We start from the raw sequence: 18,496 nt of genomic DNA, 5'->3' as shown, positions 1-18,496 counted from the left end.
TGCCGGGCAGGGGGTCACCCGGACTGCTGGCTGGGCAGCGTCCCCTCGGCCATCCGCTTGGCGACCTTGGCACGGATCGAGAACAACCACCACCATGCCGCCAGGAAGATCAGGCCGATGATGCCGACCGGCGGCTCGGTCACGAAGAACGCGACGAGCACCACCTGCAGCGCCAGGATGACCGGGGTGATGTGCCGCCACCGCACGAACGCGCAGAGCACCAGCAGCACCACCGCGAGCCCGCCGACCAGCCACCCGGTCAGGCTGGCCAGTCCGTCGCCCAGGCGATCGATCACCGGCAGCGCCAGGCCGAGCGTGATGGCCTCCATCACCAACGTCCCGGACATCACGCCGCGGAAACCCTTCATCGGGTCCTTCGGCCGCTGCGGGGCGCCTGGTTCGTCACTCATGCCGGCTCCAGTCCCAGTAGCGTGCGCGCGTCGCCCGCGGTGACCACCGATCCCGTGACGAGCACTCCGCCGCCGGACAGCTCCTCCTCGGCGCCGGCGTCCTGCTCCACCAGCGCGACGGCCGTCTCGATGGCGGTCGACAGGTCGGCCTCCACGACGACGCGCTCCTCGCCGAACACGTCACGGGCCAGGTCGCCGAGCTGTTGAACGTCCATGGCACGCGGCGACGAGTTGCGCGTCACCACCACGTCGTGCACCACGGGCTCGAGTGCATCGAGGATTCCGCGCGCGTCCTTGTCCTGCATGATCGACACCACCAGCGCCAGCCGCCGGAACGCGAACTCGGCGTCCAGCGCGGTGGCCAACGCATCCGCGCCTGCCGGATTGTGTGCGGCGTCCAGCAACACCGTCGGCGCCGACCGGGCTCGTTCCATCCGTGCGGGAAGCTCGACGGCCGCGAACGCGTCGCGAACCATGTCGATCTGCAGCTGTCGGTCCTTGCCCGCGCCGAAGAACGCCTCGACCGTGGCCAGCGCCAGCGCGGCGTTGTGCGCCTGGTGCTCGCCGTGCACGGGCAGCAGAATCTCGTCGTACACGCCGCCGAGGCCCTGCAACTTCAGCATCTGGCCGCCGACGGCGATCTCGCGCTCCACCACACCGAACTCCTGCCCGGCGCGGGCGACCGTGGCATCCACCTCGACGGCCCGTTCCAGCAACACACGCATGACGTCCGGGTGCTGTTCGCCGATGATCGCCACCGACCCAGGCTTGATCACCCCGGCCTTCTCCGCGGCGATCGCCTTGAGGTCCTCCCCGAGGTAGTCGGTGTGGTCCAGGCTGATCGGGGTGATCGCGGCGACCTGGGCGTCGGCCACCGACGTGGCGTCCCAACTGCCACCCATGCCGACCTCGACCACGGCGACCTCCACCGGGGCGTCCGCGAACGCCGCGTACGCCATGCCGGTGAGCACCTCGAACTTGGTCATCCGCTGACCGCCCTCGCCCGCGGCCCGGTCGACCATGCCCACGAACGGCGCCAGGTCCTCGTACACCTCGACGTAGCGGCCCGGCCGGATCGGCTCGCCGTCCACCGCGATCCGCTCGGTGACCACCTGCAGATGCGGGCTGGTGTAGCGACCGACCCGCAGGCCCATCGTGCTCAACAGGGCGTCGATCATCCGCACCGTCGAGCCCTTGCCGTTGGTGCCCGCCACCTGCAGCACCGGGTACGACTTGTGCGGCTCGCCAAGCAGGTTCAGCAGCGCGGCGATGCGGTCCAGCGACGGCGCGATCTTCGTTTCCGGCCAGCGCGTGTTCAGCTCGGCCTCGACGGCCTGAAGCCGCTGCCGGTCCTGCTCCAGCTGGGCGGGGTCCTCCACCACCGGCTCGTCGGAGTCGTCGTCCCGGTCTCCCTCGTCCGGCAACGGGCCCGCCACCAGGTTGTCGCCCGCGAGCAGTTCGTCGGGATAGGTCTCGTCCTCGGCCACCAGCCGAGTCTACGAGCCGCTGCCGCACGGCCGAGCGACGGGAACGTCACGCCCGAATGCACCCGATCCCTCGGCTGCCCGGAGCACGGCCGCATCGTCGGGCGGACCAACCAGCCGTGACCCGGTGCGTCGCGGTAATTGCCACGGCCCCCGGCCCGACGATCCGAGCAGGGGTCCGCAACAACGAGGAGGCCGTCATGGCCGTCGACGAAAGCACATTGAACGAGCTGCTCGGCCGTTTCGTCACCGATCTCGGCGGAAGTTTCCACGCGGTCAACGCGGTGATCGGTGATCGTCTGGGGCTCTACCGGGCGCTCCTGGCCGTCATGCCCGCGACCCCGGCCGAGGTCGCCGAGCAAGCCGGAGTCAGCGAGCGATACACCGCGGAATGGCTGAAAGGGCAGGCCGCGGGCGGCTACGTCAGCTACGACCCGGCGACCGAGCGGTTCATGCTGACCGAGGAGCAGGCGTTCGCCCTGGCCGCCCCGGACGGCATGCAGGTCGCGGCCGCGTTCCACCTCCCGATCGCGGTCAGCAAGAACGTCGATCGCATCACCGAGGCCATCCGCACCGGCTCCGGTTTCGGCTGGCACGAGCACGACCAGGCATTGTTCGAGGGGACCGAGCGCTTCTTCCGCCCGGGCTACGTCGCCAACCTGGTGCCGGAGTGGATTCCCGCGCTGGACGGCGTCGAGCAGAAACTGCATGCCGGGGCGCGCATCGCCGACGTGGGCTGCGGGCACGGCGCGTCCACGCTGCTGTTCGCGGAAACCTTCCCGAGCTCGCAGGTCGTCGGGTACGACTACCACGCGGCGTCCATCGACCAGGCGCGCAAGCGGGCCGCCGAGGCCGGGCTGACGTCGGCCGCGACGTTCGAGGTCGGCTCCGCGGCCGACTTCCCGGGCCACGACTACGACCTGGTCACCGTGTTCGACGCGCTGCACGACATGCCGGATCCACTCGGCGCCGCCAAGCACATCCGGCAGTCACTCCGTCCCGACGGCACGTTCCTGCTGGTCGAGCCGTACGCCAACGACAAGGTCGAGGACAACCTGAACCCGGTCGGCAGGCTCTACTACGGAGCCTCCACGGTCGTCTGCGTCGCTCACTCGATGACCGAGGAACCTCGTGCGGCTCTGGGTGCCCAGGCCGGCCTGGCTCGCCTCACCGAACTGCTCACCGAGGCAGGCTTCTCGCGCGTGCGCAAAGCCGCCGAGACGCCGTTCAACCTGGTCATCGAGGCCCGGCCGTAGGGTCACCGCACGCGCGGGATGATCTCGTCCCCGTACGCCGCCAAGGTCTTCTCCTTGTCGTCGTGCATCAGGTACAGCGCGAACTGGTCGACGCCGAGCTCCCGCAGTTCCGCCAGCCGCTCGACATGGGCGGTGGCCGGACCGAGCAGGCAGAACCGGTCGACGATGGAGTCCGGGACGAAGTCGGTCGACGGGCTGCCCGCCCGGCCGTGGTGGCGGTAGTCGTAGCCCTCCCGGCCCTTGATGTAGTCGGTCAGCTCGTGCGGCACCGGACCCGATTCGCCGTAGCGGGCGACCAGATCGGCCACATGGTTGCCGACCATGCCGCCGAACCATCGCAACTGGTCGCGCTGGTGTTCCAGGTTGTCGCCGACGTACGCGGGCGCGGCCACGCACATGGTGATGGAGTCGGGGTCGCGGCCCGCCTCGGCCGCCGCCTGACGCACGGAGTTGATGGTCCACCGCGCGATCGCCGGGTCGGCCGTCTGCAGGATGAATCCGTCGGCCTCCTCGCCACAGAGCTTGAGCGCCTTCGGGCCGTAGCCGGCCATCCAGATCTCGAGCTTGCCGTCGCGCACCCACGGCATCCGCACCTGGGCGTCGTTGTGCACGACCGCTTCCCGGCCTTCCGCGAGATCCCGGATCGCCCGCATCGCCTCGCGCAGCCGGGCCAGGGTCGCCGGCTTCATGCCGACGACCCGGTGCGCCGAGTCGCCGCGGCCGATGCCGCACACCGTGCGGTTGCCGAACATGTCGTTGAGCGTGGCGAACACCGATGCCGTGACCGACCAGTCCCGGGTTCCCGGGTTGGTCGCCATCGGGCCGACGATCATGCGTTCGGTCGCCGCCAGCACCTGCGACAGGATCACGTACGGCTCCTGCCACAACACCGTGGAGTCGAACACCCAGCCGTAGCCGAACCCACGCTGCTCGGCCTCGATCATCAGCCGGACGACCTCACGCGCGGGCGGGTCGCACTGCAGCACCACTCCGAAGTCCATCGCGCACCCCTACAGCAGGTACTGCGACAGCTCGCGGGAAAGGAACGTGCCGTGCCCTTCCCTGCCGTGGAAAGCGCCGTCGGCGATGACCTTCGACCCGCGCGAGAACACCGTGTCGACCTTGCCGGTGATCCGCATGCCCTCGTAGGCGGAGTAGTCGACGTTCATGTGATGTGTCTCGGCCGAGATGGTCTGCGTGGCGTTCGGGTCGTAGACCACGACGTCGGCGTCCGCGCCCGGCGCGATGACGCCCTTGCGCGGGTACAGCCCGAACATGCGGGCGGGCGTGGTGGACGCGATCTCCACCCAGCGGGCCAGCGAGATCTCGCCCGCCACGACGCCCTGGTGCAGCAGGTCCATCCGGTGCTCCACACCCGGCATGCCGTTCGGGATCTTGGAGAAGTCGCTCTTGCCCAGCTCCTTCTGGTCTTTGAAGCAGAACGGGCAGTGGTCGGTCGACACCACCGACAGGTCGTTGGTCCGCAGGCCACGCCACAGGTCCGGCTGGTGATCCTGGGGGCATAGCGGCGGCGAAGCCACGTACTTGGCCCCCTCGAACCCGGGCTTGGCCAAATCCTCCAGCGACAGGTACAGGTACTGCGGGCAGGTCTCGGCGAAGACGTTCTGCCCGGTGTCGCGGGCCTCGGCCACCGCCTCCAGCGCATGCCGCGCCGACAGGTGGACGATGTACAGCGGCGCGCCGGTGACCCGGGCCAGCTGGATCGCCCGCGACGTCGCCTCGCCCTCCAGCTCGGGCGGCCGCGTGAGACCGTGCTGGACCGGGTCGGTGTGGCCCGCGGCGAGCGCCTGGGCCACCAGCTCGTCGATCGCGATGCCGTTCTCCGCGTGCATCATGATCAGCGCGCCGGTCTCGGTGGCTCGCTGCATGGCCCGCAGGATCTCGCCGTCGGTGGCGTAGAAGACCCCCAGGTAGGCCATGAACATCTTGAAGCTGTTCACGCCCTGGTCGATGCACGACTGCATCTCCTTCAACGACTGGTCGTTGACGTCGGAGATGATCATGTGGAAGCCGTAGTCGATCGCGCAGTGACCGTCGGCCTTCTCGTGCCAGGCGTCCATCGTCGCCAGCAGCGACGTGCCCTTCTTCTGCACCGCGAAGTCGATGATCGTGGTCGTGCCACCCCACGCGGCCGCCGTCGTGCCGGTGGCGAACGTGTCCGACGAGAACGTCCCGCCGAACGGCATCTCCATGTGCGTGTGCGCGTCGATGCCACCGGGCAGCACGTACTTGCCCGTGGCGTCGATCTCCTCGTCGGCGACCGTGATCAGCCCGGGCGCGGTGACCGCACCGATCGTCTCGTCGGTGATCAACACGTCGGCCACCACCGGCCCGGTCGCGTTGACCACCGTCCCGCCTCGAATCAGCGTGCGCATGGCGCTCCCCCTTTACGCTTCGGTCAACGGGCCATACGTGTCCGGCCTGCGATCGCGATAGAACTGCCACAGGTTGCGGACCTCGGCCAGCTCGGCCATGTCCAGATCCCGCACGACCACTTCGTCCTCGGAGTCCGAGGCCGCGTCACCGACCAGCTCCCCACGCGGGTCGACGAAGTAGGACTGGCCGTAGAAGTCGTTGTCGCCCAGCGGCTCCACCCCGACCCGGTTGATGGCGCCGACGAAGTACTCGTTGGCCACCGCGGCCGCGGGCTGCTCCAGCCGCCACAAGTACTGCGACAAGCCACGACTGGTCGCCGACGGGTTGAACACGATCCGCGCGCCACCCAGCCCGAGAGCACGCCACCCCTCCGGGAAGTGCCGCTCGTAGCAGATGTACACACCGATCTTGCCGACCGCGGTGTCGAACACCGGATAACCGAGGTTGCCTGGCCGGAAGTAGAACTTCTCCCAGAAGCCTTTGACCTGCGGGATGTGGTTCTTCCGGTGTTTGCCCAGGTAGCTGCCGTCGGCGTCGATCACCGCCGCGGTGTTGTAGTAGACCCCGGGCTGCTCCTCCTCGTACATCGGGACGACGAGCACTACCCCATGGCGCTCGGCGACCTCCTGCATCAGCTTGGTGGTCGGGCCGTCCGGGATCTGCTCGGTGTAGGAGTAGAACTCGGCGTCCTGGACCTGGCAGAAGTAGGGCCCGTAGAACAGCTCCTGCAGGCACACCACCTGCGCACCCTGGGACGCCGCTTGGCCGATGTAGTCGACCGCGTTGGCGATCATCGACTCCTTGTCGCCGGTCCAGCGTTGTTGCACCAGGGCAGCTTTCACCACGTCAGGCACGCGCTTCTCCTTCCGCCGGGGCGGCCTCGGCGATCCGCATCGTGTTACGCCCCGCGGTCAGCAGGACGTAGACGATCGAGGCGGCCACCAGGCCGACCACCCAGCTGTAGTCGTAGAACCCTTTCAAGAACGGAATCAGGCCGTCTTCCGGGAACGGGCCTTCCTTGCCCGGTGCGGTGTAGGCGCCACCGACGGCCAGCACACCGCCGATCACCGTGGCGACGACCGCCTGCCAGTTCCAGCCACCGGAGAACCAGTAGCGGCCCTTCTCCCGGTACAACTCGGCCAGCTGCAGTTCGGTGCGGGCACGCAGCCAGTAGCCGCTGATCAGCACGCCGGCCACGGCACCGAGCACGCCGCCGTAGAACACCAGCCAGCCGTTGATGTAGACGTCGGCGTTGGCCAGCAGCCGCCACGGCTGCACCACGATGCCCAGCACACCGGTGATCAGCCCGCCGACGGCGAAACTGATCTTGCGGGGGAAGGCGTTCGAGAAGTCGTAGGACGGGCTGACCACGTTCGCCGCGATGTTCGCCGAAATGGTGGCGAGCACCAGCGCGACGAGCGAGATGATCACCACGACCGGCTCGTCGAACCGCGCGGCGAGCAGGGCCGGGTCCCAGATCTCCTCGCCGTAGAGCACCGCACCGCCCGATGTGGTCAGCACGGCCACGATCGCGATGAACGTCATCGTGGTGGGCAGGCCGAGGATCTGCCCGCGCATCTGCTTGCGCTGACTGCCGCCGAAGCGGGTGAAGTCCGGCATGTTCAGCGACAACGTCGCCCAGAAGGCGATCATCGCCATCAGCGACGGGGCGAACACCGCCCAGAACTCCAGCCCCCAGCCCAGCTGCGACGGACGCTCCAGGATCGGCCCGAGGCCGCCCGCCTTGACCAGGACGTAGGTCATCATGATCAAGAACGCGACGCTGACCAGCGGCGCGGTCCAGTTCTCGAAACGGCGCACGGCGTCCATGCCACGCCAGATGATCAGCAGCTGCAGCAGCCAGAACACCCCGAACGAGATCCACAACGTGACCGGCTGCCCGCCGACCACCGCGGCGTTCGTCCAGCCGTCGCCGGCCAGCGTGCCGACGATGACCCACATCGCGTGGCCGCCGACCCAGGTCTGGATGCCGAACCAGCCGCACGCGATGAAGGCACGCAGCAACGCCGCCAGGTTCGCGCCGCGGACTCCGTAGAACGCGCGCGCGAACACCGGGAACGGGATGCCGTACTTGGTGCCCGCGTGGCTGTTGAGCAGCATCGGGATGGGCACGATGAGGTTGCCCAACGTGATCGTCAGCAGGGCCTGGACCCAGTCCATGCCCAGCACGATCAGCCCGGATGCGAGCAGATAACTGGGATGTTGTGCGCCATCCCCATCCACAACGCGAAGTAGTTGTACGTCGTCCACGACCGCTTGGCCACCGGGACCGGCGCCAGATCGTCGTTGGAGAAGCGGCTCGCGCGCACGCCGGCGACCACGGCTTCGTGCAGGTCCACCCTCCCGTCGGGATGTCTGACCTGCTGCGCGGCGCCGCCGACACCTTCGGTAGATTCGAGGTTGTCGCCCCCGGCGGATGTCAACGCCATTGGGGCATAGTGTTGCGGGTCACACTGGACAGGCAGTGGCAGACTGTTCACGGTTCGCCTGCACGGTGAACAGTCTGCCCGTTGACTGCCTTGTCCGGTGTTGTCGGTTGATCAACTGATGTCCAAATCGATGCAGTTGTAGAACGCGTTCGGCGTGTCGGCGATGTTCCACACGGCCAGCAGTTTCTGGTGCCCGCTGTACCCGCTGACGTCGATGGTGTGCGTCAGGCCGTCGGGCGGCTGCTGTCCGCCACCGTCGAAGTCCGCCACCTTCTCGTCGCCGATGTAGTACTCGAAGTTCGACGTGCGGTGCGGCGCGGTGAACTTCCACGTGAACGTCACCGAACCGGACACCGGCGTCGGCACCCAGCCCTTGCCGTCGTCGTCCAGCTCGGCGAACCGGGCGTTGCCGCCACTACAGCTCTTCAGCCCCTTGGGGCCTTCCACACTGTGCGGCTCCCACTTGATGTCACCGCACTCCACCACGCCTTGCGCGCACTGCGCCTGCCTGCTCGGCGGATCGGTGATGTAGCCGTGCGCGCCGGCCGTTGCGCTGGGGAGCGCGACCATGACCAGCGGGGTTATCGCGAGCGCACCGAGAAACGTGGTGCTGCGCTTGGCCATCGTTTCCTCCTCGATGTAGCAGGGGATTTTCGAGGGAATGTGGTCCAGACCACTTGCCAGCATGACCGTCACGCGGAGCGACCGAAACCTCACAACAAGCACCCTGCCCGTTCATGCCATCGGTGCGTGCCCGCCCCGGGCAGGTCGGCTAGGGTGCGCTCTGGTGCGGACCTTGGAGTTACCGATCAAGACCGACCGGCTGGTGCTGCGCCCGCATCGCGAGGAGGACGCCCCGGATCTCCTCCGGTTCTCCTCCCGCCCGGACGTGGCGCGTTATCTGCTCGTAGGGCCGTGGACGGCGGAGGACGCCGCTCGCGAAGTTGCCAAGAGGATCCCGCGAACCGGGCTGGAGACCGACGCCAGAGGGCTCGCGCTCGTGCTGGAGCACGACGGCGTGGTCATCGGCGACATCGCGCTGTGGCACCCCGACGACGACACGCGCCTGGCAGAGATCGGGTGGACGCTCGATCCGGACTACGGCGGGCGCGGCTTTGCCTCCGAGGCGGCGCAGGCAGTCCTCTCCGCCGCGTTCGACGTGTACGGCTTGCATCGCGTCGCGGCTCAGATGGATGCGCGCAACTCCGCGTCGGCACGGCTGGCCGAACGGGTGGGCATGCGACGGGAAGCGCACCTGCGTAGCAACTGGTGGTGCAAGGGCGAGTGGACCGACACGCTGATCTACGCTCGCCTCGCCGATGACCCGCCACCTCGGTAGATCAGCCGGACTCGCGGATGTCGCGCGCGAGCAGTGCGACGTAGAGCGAGAGGACGGATTCCGGATCGTCCAGCGAGACGCCCAGGATTTGCTCGATGCGAGCCAGCTGCTGGTAGTACGCCGTGCGCGACACGTGTGCCGCAGCGGCCGCCGCCGATTTGTTGCCGCCGTGCACGCAGTAGTGCCGCAGTGTGTCCAACAGCCGGGTGCCGCGTTGGTGGTCGCGCGCCAGCAGCGGCCCGAGCTCACGCTCGGCGAAAGCGCGCACCCGCTCGTCGTCGGCCAGCAGGTGGAGCAGACCGCGTAGCCGCACGTCGTGCAGCCGATGAAAGCCCCGCTCCTCGACGGCGCCGTTGCGCTGCACCGGGACCGCCCTGGCCACCTGTCCGGCTTCGAGCAGGCTGCGGCGTGCCTGCGAGATCTCCTCCACCGCGGTGCCCACGCCGACCACGACAGGCATCGGTTGCGCGGCGGCGGCCGACGCGCGGTGGATGTGCGACGACAGCCTGGCGAGCACGCCGTCGACGTCCGTTTGCCGCGGCAGCGACAGCAACACCGTGACGTCGGTGTCGTCGACCACGCCGACCAGCGCGTCCACGTGTGCCCGCCGGGCGGCCAGCACGGTCGCTTCGGCCAAATCACGCAGGACTTCCTGGGTCGCCATCGCCGTGGCCGGGCGCCGCCCCAACGGTGTCGCCGTACGCGGCCTGACCGACATCCCGACCAGCTGTCGATGTTGCAGCGGCACCCCCAGTGCGGTGGACCGCGCAGCCAGATCCGTCGGCGTCACCGGTGAGGACACCAGCTCGGCCAGCAGCGTCCGATGGGCGTGCCGCTCGAGGCTCTCCCGCTCCCGCGCCGCCAACCGGTGGACGGCCAGCGCCGAAGCGGCTCGCTCGATGAGCACGATCAACCGGTGGTTCGGCTCCTCCGGGCACAGCAACACCAGGCGGCCCCAGTCGTTGCGCCGAGCACCGACCACGGTGACCAGCCAGCCCGCCTCGCGGTCCCACCCGGTGCGCTCGTCCATCGTGACCGCACGGGATCGTTCCGCCCAGTCCGCCAGCAGCTCGTTGGCCGACCCGCCCGCGGTGTCGTAGGCCAGGACGTCGTGACCCAGCGTCTCCAGCACCACCGGGCGGCCGCACGCGGCCACCACCTCGCGCAGCACCTCGGCGGGCTCGGCGCCCGCCACGGTCAGGGCGGTGAACGTCTCGTGGATCTGCTCCGCGGCGCGCAGCTCGGCGACCTGTGCCTCGGAGATCATCGCTGCGATCGCCTCGGTCACCGCCACGTAGCGCGTCTCCTCCGCCAGTGTGATCAGCGGCAGGTTGTTCCGTTCCGCCGCGGCGACCACGGCCTGCGGCAACCGGTCGGTCCACCGGCGCACCAGCTCGATCACCAGCCCGGCGATCCCGATCGTGGCGAGCTGGTCGATGTAGGCCACCAGCGCGTCGTCCTCCTCGGGCAGCGCGACCCCGGTGGTCAACACCAGCTCACCACCGTTGAGCAGTTGTGCGACGTCGGCCACCTCGACCACGTGCACCCAGCGGACCCGGTTCTCCAACCCGCTCGCGCCGGCCACCACACTCGGCCGTCCCTGGCGAATCACCGGGAGCCGCAGGATCTCCGAGATCGTCGGATACATCACCCCTCCCCCACGCCGGACCGTCACCGGCGTGCACGCACCCCGGCGCAACACAATGTACGGCGATTGACGGGCGGGCGATACAGGTTGTGCATGGTGCGCATCACGTGCGGCGGCGACACTCGAACCATGGAGCTCATCGACCGGCACCGCGCCGTGCTACCCAGCTGGCTGGCGCTGTACTACGACGAACCGATTGAGATCGTGCATGGCAGTGGGCGGCGGGTGACCGACGCGAAAGGTCGCAGCTATCTGGACTTCTTCGCGGGCATCCTGACCAACGCCCTGGGGTACGGGGTCACCGAAGTCAACGACGCGGTACGCAAGCAACTCGACAGCGGCGTACTGCACACCTCCACGCTGTACTTGATCCGCAGCCAGGTCGAGCTCGCCGAGCGGATCGCGGAACTGTCCGGCATCCCGGACGCCAAGGTCTTCTTCACCAACTCGGGGACCGAGGCCAACGAGACCGCGTTGATGCTGGCCACCCAGTACCGCCGCAGTGACCAGGTGCTGGCCATCCGCAACAGCTATCACGGTCGCGCGTTCGCCACCATCGGCGTCACCGGCAACCGGGGCTGGTCGGCCAGCTCGCTGTCGCCGGTGCGGGTGTCCTACGTGCACGGCGGATACCGGTATCGCAGCCCGTTCAAGAACTACTCCGACTCCGACTACATCAAGGCATGCGTCGACGATCTGCGCGATGTGCTGCAGACGGCGACCTCGGGCGACGTGGCGTGCATGATCGCCGAGCCGATCCAGGGTGTCGGCGGATTCACCGTTCCGCCGGACGGCCTGTACGCGGCGTTCAAGGAAGTTCTCGACGAGTACGGCATCTTGTTCATCTCCGACGAGGTGCAGACCGGCTGGGGCCGCACCGGTGAGCACTACTGGGGCATCCAGGCGCACGGCGTGACGCCGGACCTGATGACGTTCGCCAAGGGTCTGGGCAACGGCCTGGCGATCGGTGGTGTGGTCGGCCGCGGCGAGATCATGGACTGTCTGAGCGCCAACTCGATCTCCACGTTCGGTGGCAACCCGGTGGCCACCGCGGGCGCTCTCGCGGTGCTCGACTACGTGGAATCCCACGAATTGCAGCGCAACGCGGCGGTGCAGGGCACCAGGTTGATCGCGGGTCTGCGGGCGATCGCCGACGATCACCCGATCATCGGAGACGTGCGAGGAAAGGGACTGATGGTCGGTCTCGAATTCGTCGAGCCAGGTGGCCAGGACCCGAGCCCGGCGCTGGCCACGGCGGTGTTGGAGGAAACCCGCGCTCGTGGTGTGCTAGTGGGTAAGGGTGGACTGCACGGCAACGTCATCCGGCTCGCCCCACCGATGACGATCACGTCCGAGGAAGTCGACGAAGGTTTGGCAGCCATTCGCGATGCCGTGGCGGCGGCACAGGAGGTTACGCGATGACCGCACGCATCACGCATTGGATCAACGGCAAGGACTGGGACGGCGTCGCCGAGCGGACCGGTGAGGTCTACGACCCGGCCACCGGTGAAGTGCGTGCGCACGTCGACTTCGCCGGCCCGAGCGAGATCGAGGCGGCGGTCGCGAGCGCCAAGGAGGCGTTCGCCAAGTGGCGCGACACGTCACTGACGGCGCGGCAGCGGGTGCTGTTCGCGTTCCGCAGGCTGCTCGACGAGCGCAAGCAGGAGCTGGCCGAGATCATCACCAGCGAGCACGGCAAGGTCATCGGCGACGCGCTCGGCGAGATCGCCCGCGGGATCGAGTCGGTCGACTTCGCCTGTGGCATCCCGGCGATGCTCAAGGGCGGCTTCAGCGAGAACGTCTCGACCAACGTCGACGTGTACTCGTTGCGGCAGCCGCTGGGCGTCGTCGGCGTCATCTCGCCGTTCAACTTCCCGGCGATGGTGCCGCTGTGGTTCATCCCGGGCGCGCTGGCCTGCGGCAACGCCGTGGTGCTCAAGCCGAGCGAGAAGGACCCGTCCGCGGCGAACTTCGTCGCCCGACTGTGGCGGGAGGCCGGCCTGCCGGACGGGCTGCTCACCGTGCTGCACGGCGACAAGGTCGCGGTCGACGGTCTGCTGACGCACGACGACGTCAAGGCGATCTCGTTCGTCGGCTCCACTCCGGTGGCCCGCTACATCTACTCGACCGGGACGGCGAACGGGAAGCGGGTGCAGGCGCTCGGCGGGGCCAAGAACCACATGGTCGTCCTGCCCGACGCCAACCTCGACCAGGCGGCGGACGCGGCCGTGTCGGCAGGTTTCGGCTCCGCGGGCGAACGGTGCATGGCGGTGTCCGTGGTGGTCGCGGTCGACCCGGTCGGCGACGAGCTGGTGGACAAGATCGTCGAACGGGCCAAGAAGCTGCGCGTCGGCGACGGCCGCCGTGCGGGCTGCGAGATGGGTCCGCTGGTGACCAAGCAGCATCGGGACAAGGTGGCCTCGTACATCGACGCCGGTGTACAGGCCGGTGCCACGCTGGCGCTGGACGGCCGCGGGCACGACATCGACGGTGAGCCGGGCGGGTTCTGGCTCGGCCCGACGGTGTTCGACCACGTCGAGCCGGACATGTCGATCTACACCGACGAGATCTTCGGCCCGGTGCTGTCGGTGGTGCGCGCGCACTCCTACCCGGAGGCCGTGTCGCTGATCAACGCCAACGACTACGGCAACGGCACCGCGATCTTCACCAACGACGGCGGTGCCGCGCGTCGGTTCCAGCACGAGGTGGAGGTCGGCATGGTCGGTGTGAACGTGCCGATCCCGGTGCCGGTCGGCTACTACTCGTTCGGCGGCTGGAAGAACTCGCTGTTCGGCGACACGCACGCCTACGGTCCCGACGCGATGCACTTCTTCACCCGGACCAAGGTGGTCACCAGCCGGTGGCTCGACCCGTCGCACGGCGGGGTCGACCTCGGCTTCCCGAAGAACGACTGATTGCCGGAGGTGGCTCCCGCAGCGCAGGCGCGGCGGGAGCCACCTCATCGTCGGGGGTCGGCGTGCGGCTCGCATCGTCCGGGGTCCGGCGCGGGGCCGCAAATGTCGAGGTTGGGCGCGGAGCCCGCACCGTCCGGCGTCCGGCGCGACCCCTCGGCCGCCCCACGCCCCCCCGGCGACCTCACACGTCGGCCGCCACCCGGAACCCGGTATTGCCCATCGACGAATCCGGTGTCAGCCCCTGCCGTGCGCTCACGCGATAGCGGCGGCAGTACGACTCGTGACACAGGTACGAACCGCCACGGGCTGCCCGCAGCATTCCGCCTGCGGGCCCACGTGGATTGTCCGACACCCGGCGCAGGTAGTACGTCGGGTCGAACCAGTCGTGGCACCACTCCCACACATTGCCGGTGGTGTTGTACAAGCCGAATCCGTTCGGCTCGTACTCCCGCACCGGGCAGGTGCCCAGCCATCCGTCGTCCATCGTGTTGTGCCGCGGGAACGTTCCCTGCCACACGTTCATCCGATGTTTGCCGCCGGGCTCGAGCTCGTCGCCCCACGGGAACGCGCAGCCGGTGAGCCCGCCGCGGGCGGCGTACTCCCACTCGGCTTCGGTCGGCAGCCGGAGCCCGGCCCACGCGCAATAGGCGGCCGCGTCGTGCCATGACACGTGTACGACCGGATGGTCCTCCAGACCGTCGAGATCGGACTGCGGGCCGTACGGATGGCGCCAGTCAGCGCCTTCGACCTGTCGCCACCACGGCGCGGCGGCCACCCCGCGGGTCGGCGGGAAGTCATCCGGTAGCAGGCCACCGAACACGAACGACCAGCCGAACCGCTCGGCGTCCGTGCGGTAGCCGGTCGCCTCGACGAACTCCGCGAACTCCGCGTTGCTGACGGCGGTGGGGCTGATCAGGAACGGGTCCACCCGGACGCGGTGGACCGGGCCTTCGCCGTCCTCCGGGTACGCGCGTGGGTCGTCGCTGCCCATCAGGAACTCGCCACCGGCCAGCCGGAGCATGCCGTCGGTCCTGGGTGGAGCCGTCGATTCCACGGCCGCCGGCCGGTGGCTGCTCCGCTCGGCGGACACCGCGCAACACGAGTGTCCGGCGTCAGGCGTGGGCGGCACGGTAACGCTCCCTCGCCTGCTCGCTGGCCACATCGCTGCACTGGTCGTCGGCCAGGTCGAACCGCACCGTGTGCAGCGTGCCGGTGAACGCGTTGTCCACGACCGGATAGTCGTCGGTCACCGGCGTCGCGCGGTCGCAGCCGACGTCGAAGGTCTCGTCGAACGCGAAGTAGTACGGAATGGTCGCCTCGATCTGGCCTTGGGCGACCTTCTCGCCGTCGACGAGCAGGCGACCGGTGCCGCCGCGCCCGACGCCTCCGCCCTGGTACCTGAAGTCGAACACCACCTCGTGCCTGCCGGGAGGCAGCGGCTGCGGCGCGGTGATCTTCTGGACGCTCAGGCCGAAGTAGTTGTAGGCGTAGCTCGGCTTGCCGTCCGTCACGTAGAACGACCACCCGCCGAAGCGACCGCCCTGGGCGACGATCACGCCGTTCGCGCCGCCTTCGGGCACCTCCACCTCGGCGGTGATGGTGAACGACCGGTTCTTGACGTTCGGCGCGGTCTCCTCGGTCAGCCGCAGGCCGGGACCGTGGAACGTGATCGAATCGCGGTCGCCGTGCAGGTCGAGCCTGCCCGCCTCCTTCGGGTTCTCCCGTTCGGTCATCCGGTCGTCCAGTGGGAAGACGTTGTACTTCGCCGCTTCGATCATGAACAGCTGCTGGAGCTCGCGCAGCTTCTCCGGGTACTCGCCGGCGAGGTCGTGTGCCTGCGCGAAGTCCTCGTCGACGTGGTAGAGCTCCCACACGTCGTCGTCGTAGCACTTGCGCCCGGACTGCACCATCTCCCACGGCGTGCCGTGCCTGGTGACGGCCATCCAGCCGTCGTGGTAGATGCCGCGATTGCCCACCATCTCGAAGTACTGCACGCGCCGCCGGTCCGATGCCTCGGCGTCGTCGAACGTGTAGCGCATGCTCAGCCCTTCGATCGGCTGCTGCGCCACCCCGTCGACCGAGGAAGGCTGTGGGATGCCCGCGACGTCCAGGATCGTCGGCATGATGTCGATGACGTGGTGGAACTGGTGCCGGATGCCACCGCGATCGGTGATCCCCTTCGGCCAATGCATGATCATCCCGTCCCGGGTGCCGCCGAAGTGCGACGCCACCTGCTTGGTCCACTGGAACGGCGTGTTCATCGCCAACGCCCAGCCGACCGGGCCGTGCGCGTGCGTGGTCGCATCCCCCAGCACGTCGTCATGGGCATTGATGAACTCGGCCGAGTCGACCAGCCCGCTGGCGATGCGGTGCTCGTTCAGCGTCCCGCCGATGCCGCCCTCGCCGGAGGCGCCGTTGTCGCCCAGGATGTAGACGATCAGCGTGTCGTCCAGCACGCCGAGCCGCTCGAGCGCGTCCACCAGCCTGCCGACCTGGGCGTCGGTGTGCTCGGCGAACCCGGCGTACAACTCCATCAGCGAAGCGGCCGCACGCTTCTCGGTCTCGGACAGCTCGTCCCAGTGCGGGACGTCGTCCGGCCACGGCGCGAGCTCGGTCTCCGGCGGCACGACACCCAGCTCCTTCTGCCGCTGCAGCGTGATCTCGCGTTGGCGGTCCCAGCCGTGGTCGAACTTGCCGCGGTAGGCCTCCCGGTATTCCTTCGGCACGTGGTACGGCGCGTGCGTGGCGCCGAAGGGCAGGTAGACGAAGAACGGGACGTCCGGCTTCAGCGTGTGCTGGTCGGTGATCCAGGCGATGGCCTGATCCACCAGGTCCTCGGACAGGTGGTAGCCGTCCTCCGGCCGTTTGTCCGGCTCGATCGGCGTCGTCCCGTCGAACAGCAGGGGGTACCAGTGGTTCATCTCGGCCGCGAGGAAGCCGTAGAACTTCTCGAACCCCTCCCCCGTCGGCCACCGGTCGAACGGGCCCGCCGGGCTGACGTCCCGCACCGGAGTCTGGTGCCACTTGCCGAACGCCGCGGTGTTGTAGCCGTTGCCCGCCAGCACCTGGGCCAGCGTGGCTGCGCTCCGCGGCCGGATGCCGTTGTAGCCGGGCGCGGCGCTGCACATTTCGGTGGTCACGCCCATGCCGACCGAGTGGTGGTTACGGCCGGTCAGCAACGCCTGACGGGTCGGCGAGCACAGCGCCGTGACATGGAACCGCGTGTAGCGCAATCCGTTCTCGGCCAGCCGTTCCGCGGTCGGCATGTGGCACGGCCCGCCGTACGCGCTCGGAGCGCCGTAGCCCATGTCGTCGATCAGCACCACGACGACGTTCGGCGCTCCCTTGGGCGGCCGCAGCGGCTGCGGTGGCGAGAACTGCGGGCTCTGGTCGCGTACATCCACCGCTGTCGCTGACGGGCGGGGGTCGTCCGGGATCGGCAAGTGGTGCCTGCCGGCCTGCGGTTCGGACATCGCGATCCTCCTTCGTGCTCTCCTGCCCGGCCTGCGCCGGAGAAGCTCGTCAACCGGCGTACGGCTCGGGCAGGGACTGCCCGGGTCAGGGCACGAAGGCGCGCGAGCACGCGAACGCCGGGTCGACCATTGGCAATAGTCGCTCATTACGCAACTAATTGGACTATATGCAACTTCCACGGTGCAGGCTGCTCGGCGGGCGTGTCAAGCCTGCTTCCGGGCGCTATCGCCGTGCGTAGCCGAGACGCGCGGACAAGTCCTGCGCGGCGATCCGCAGCTCGGCGACCATGTCCCGCATCTGTGTGCGCTTCATCCGGTAGGACGGGCCGGACGCACTGATCGCGGCGATCACGTCATCGCCCTTGCCGCGCACGGGTACGGCCACGCCGTGCAAGCCCGGCTCGAATTCCTCGATCGCCACCGCGTAGCCGTCCTTGCGAACCCGTTCCAGTTCCTCGCGCAGGCGGTGCGGGTCGGTGATCGTGCGTGGCGCGCAAGCCTCCAAACCTCGGCTGAGCACCAGTTCCTGCCGTTCCCGCGGCGCGGCGGCCAGCAGCACCTTGCCGCTGGACGAGGTGTGCGGCGGGGTGGGCCTGCCGGTCCACTCCTGGGTGGAGATCGCCGAAGGGCCGCGAGCTTCGCACACGTTGATCACGTCGGTGCCGTCCAGGACCGCGATGTGCACCGACTCCCCGAGCTTCTCCGCCAGCGCCTCACACAGCGGGGTGCCGACGCGGACGATCTCCGACTGGTTCGACGCCGCACCGGTGAACCGGAGAACGCCCAGCCCGAGGGTGAACCGGCCGCGCTCACCGTGCTGTTCGACCAGTTCACGCTTCTGCAGCGTGTAGACCAGCCGTGAGGCGGTCGACTTGTGCACGCCGAGGTGTGCGGCGATCTCGGTGATGCCGGACTCGCCGGTGCGCGCGAGCAGCTCCAGGATTTCGATGGCGCGATCCACCGACTGCACCACGCCCGACCCACCGTCGCTCCCCGAGTTGCTCATACCGCAACAATAACCAGGCCGGTCCGTCTCCACCTCGAGCCACGCGGAAGTCGGAGAAGCAATCAACCCCCGACCGCGGGATGGCGGCCGAGGGTTGATCGGCGTCGTTGGTGCTACG

The 18,496-nt window shown here is 68.8% G+C and carries 14 protein-coding genes and 1 pseudogene; 4 read left to right on the top strand and 11 right to left on the bottom strand.

Annotation, left to right across the window (positions count from 1 at the left end):
* Window positions 1–14: 14 nt before the first annotated feature.
* Entirely contained in the window at window positions 15–410 is a 396-nt protein-coding gene (locus tag YWM_RS0111815; RefSeq protein ID WP_028850906.1) for a DUF4233 domain-containing protein, read from the bottom strand.
* A complete protein-coding gene (folC, locus tag YWM_RS0111810) occupies window positions 407–1,900 on the bottom strand; it encodes a bifunctional tetrahydrofolate synthase/dihydrofolate synthase (RefSeq protein ID WP_028850905.1) in 1,494 nt (497 codons plus the stop codon). The genes YWM_RS0111815 and folC overlap by 4 nt, the downstream gene beginning before the upstream one ends.
* Before the next feature lie 194 nt (window positions 1,901–2,094).
* Between folC and YWM_RS0111805 the strand changes: the two genes are divergently transcribed.
* The gene (locus YWM_RS0111805) at window positions 2,095–3,150 is read left to right on the top strand and encodes a class I SAM-dependent methyltransferase (protein WP_028850904.1); all 1,056 of its coding nucleotides are present in this window, start codon (window positions 2,095–2,097) and stop codon (window positions 3,148–3,150) included.
* 2 nt (window positions 3,151–3,152) lie between these two features.
* Here the strand turns inward: YWM_RS0111805 and YWM_RS0111800 are convergent, their stop codons facing one another.
* The 5 genes and pseudogenes from YWM_RS0111800 to YWM_RS0111780 form a co-directional block, all read right to left on the bottom strand.
* Window positions 3,153–4,151, bottom strand: a complete 999-nt coding sequence (locus tag YWM_RS0111800; RefSeq protein WP_028850903.1) for a TIGR03842 family LLM class F420-dependent oxidoreductase — start codon at window positions 4,149–4,151, stop codon at window positions 3,153–3,155.
* Window positions 4,152–4,160: 9 nt separating this feature from the next.
* On the bottom strand, window positions 4,161–5,546 hold the full coding sequence (hydA, locus tag YWM_RS0111795) for a dihydropyrimidinase (RefSeq protein WP_028850902.1): 1,386 nt from the start codon (window positions 5,544–5,546) through the stop codon (window positions 4,161–4,163).
* A 12-nt stretch (window positions 5,547–5,558) separates the two neighbouring features.
* Complete coding sequence (locus YWM_RS0111790) at window positions 5,559–6,401, bottom strand: nitrilase-related carbon-nitrogen hydrolase (RefSeq protein WP_028850901.1); 843 nt, start codon at window positions 6,399–6,401, stop codon at window positions 5,559–5,561.
* Window positions 6,394–7,997 (bottom strand): annotated as a pseudogene (locus tag YWM_RS23310) (NCS1 family nucleobase:cation symporter-1). The gene YWM_RS0111790 and the pseudogene YWM_RS23310 overlap by 8 nt, the downstream one beginning before the upstream one ends.
* A gap of 111 nt (window positions 7,998–8,108) precedes the next feature.
* Window positions 8,109–8,621 carry a lytic polysaccharide monooxygenase auxiliary activity family 9 protein gene (locus YWM_RS0111780; protein WP_028850900.1) on the bottom strand — a complete coding sequence of 171 codons (513 nt, stop codon included), beginning with the start codon at window positions 8,619–8,621 and terminating at the stop codon, window positions 8,109–8,111.
* A 163-nt stretch (window positions 8,622–8,784) separates the two neighbouring features.
* On the opposite strand from YWM_RS0111780, the gene YWM_RS23305 reads away from it, so the two are divergent.
* A complete protein-coding gene (locus YWM_RS23305) occupies window positions 8,785–9,336 on the top strand; it encodes a GNAT family N-acetyltransferase (protein WP_211232490.1) in 552 nt (183 codons plus the stop codon).
* A gap of 1 nt (window position 9,337) precedes the next feature.
* Here YWM_RS23305 and YWM_RS0111770 read toward each other — a convergent pair whose 3' ends face one another.
* Complete coding sequence (locus tag YWM_RS0111770) at window positions 9,338–10,984, bottom strand: PucR family transcriptional regulator (RefSeq protein ID WP_028850899.1); 1,647 nt, start codon at window positions 10,982–10,984, stop codon at window positions 9,338–9,340.
* Between the two features lie 129 nt (window positions 10,985–11,113).
* Here YWM_RS0111770 and YWM_RS0111765 point away from each other — a divergent pair, with 129 nt between their 5' ends.
* Window positions 11,114–12,406, top strand: a complete 1,293-nt coding sequence (locus tag YWM_RS0111765; RefSeq protein WP_028850898.1) for an aspartate aminotransferase family protein — start codon at window positions 11,114–11,116, stop codon at window positions 12,404–12,406.
* Window positions 12,403–13,899 (top strand): CoA-acylating methylmalonate-semialdehyde dehydrogenase, encoded by a 1,497-nt coding sequence (locus YWM_RS0111760; RefSeq protein WP_028850897.1) that lies wholly within the window; start codon window positions 12,403–12,405, stop codon window positions 13,897–13,899. The genes YWM_RS0111765 and YWM_RS0111760 overlap by 4 nt, the downstream gene beginning before the upstream one ends.
* 181 nt (window positions 13,900–14,080) lie before the next feature.
* Here YWM_RS0111760 and YWM_RS0111755 read toward each other — a convergent pair whose 3' ends face one another.
* The 3 genes from YWM_RS0111755 to YWM_RS0111745 all read right to left on the bottom strand — a co-directional run bounded on the left by YWM_RS0111755 (window position 14,081) and on the right by YWM_RS0111745 (window position 18,378).
* Complete coding sequence (locus tag YWM_RS0111755; RefSeq protein ID WP_052344818.1) at window positions 14,081–14,920, bottom strand: formylglycine-generating enzyme family protein; 840 nt, start codon at window positions 14,918–14,920, stop codon at window positions 14,081–14,083.
* A gap of 91 nt (window positions 14,921–15,011) precedes the next feature.
* Entirely contained in the window at window positions 15,012–17,372 is a 2,361-nt protein-coding gene (locus YWM_RS0111750; RefSeq protein ID WP_028850895.1) for an arylsulfatase, read from the bottom strand.
* A 223-nt stretch (window positions 17,373–17,595) separates the two neighbouring features.
* Window positions 17,596–18,378 carry an IclR family transcriptional regulator gene (locus YWM_RS0111745; protein WP_028850894.1) on the bottom strand — a complete coding sequence of 261 codons (783 nt, stop codon included), beginning with the start codon at window positions 18,376–18,378 and terminating at the stop codon, window positions 17,596–17,598.
* Window positions 18,379–18,496 lie beyond the last annotated feature (118 nt).

The sequence above is a fragment of the Thermocrispum municipale DSM 44069 genome, assembly GCF_000427825.1.
Lineage (GTDB): Bacteria > Actinomycetota > Actinomycetes > Mycobacteriales > Pseudonocardiaceae > Thermocrispum > Thermocrispum municipale.
This window is presented reverse-complemented; position numbering and strand designations above follow the sequence as displayed.